Genomic DNA, 747 nt, shown 5'->3' with positions numbered 1-747 from the left:
GGGCTGTTGTGGATCGCCGGATCAAGTCCGGCGATGACGACAGAGAGTGGGGCGGGGGCGGTGCTCTGCGTCAGGCCGGCGAGGACGATCGGGGGTAGGGCCGCTCCTGGCGCCCCTCTGCCACTGTCGTCATGCCCGCTCCACCGTCGTCCCGCCGCATCCACTGTCGTCATGCCCGGGCTTGACCCGGGCATCCAGCGGGTGACGGCTGCGGCGGAGGGGCTGTTCTGGATCGCCGGATCAAGTCCGGCGATGACGACAGAGAATGGGGCGGGGGTGGCGTTCCGCATGAGAGCCCCGTGTGGTGACCACAGAGTGTGAGGCTGCCCCTGGCGCGCCGCATCCACTGTCGTCATGCCCGGGCTTGACCCGGGCATCCAGCGGGCGCCGGCTGCGGCGGAGGGGCCGTTCTGGATCGCCGGATCAAGTCCGGCGATGACGACAGAGAGTGGGGTGGGGGCGGCGTTCCGCATGAGAGCCCCGTGTGGTAACCACAGAGTGTGAGGCTGCCCCTGGCGCGCGGCCTCGACTGTCGTCCTGACCCGGGCTTGACCCGGGCATGGAGAGCGGGTCGGATTCGGCGATGCGCGGCTACACGTACCTCCTGGCGTCGAAGAGGAACGGGACGCTCTATTGCGGGGTGACGAGCGATTTGCCGCGCCGGGTGTGGGAGCACAAGGAGGGCGCGACGGGCGGCTTCACCAGCCGCTACGGTGTCCAGGCGCTGGTCTGGTACGAGGCGTTCGC

At 69.7% G+C, this 747-nt stretch carries 1 protein-coding gene; it reads left to right on the top strand.

What is annotated here, in order from left to right; translation table 11 throughout:
* Positions 1 to 583: 583 nt before the first annotated feature.
* A partial coding sequence (locus tag ACUN0C_RS20210; protein WP_445468198.1) for a GIY-YIG nuclease family protein occupies positions 584 to 747 on the top strand: 164 nt, incomplete at its 3' end.

Source organism: Faunimonas sp. B44, from assembly GCF_052655945.1.
This window is presented reverse-complemented; position numbering and strand designations above follow the sequence as displayed.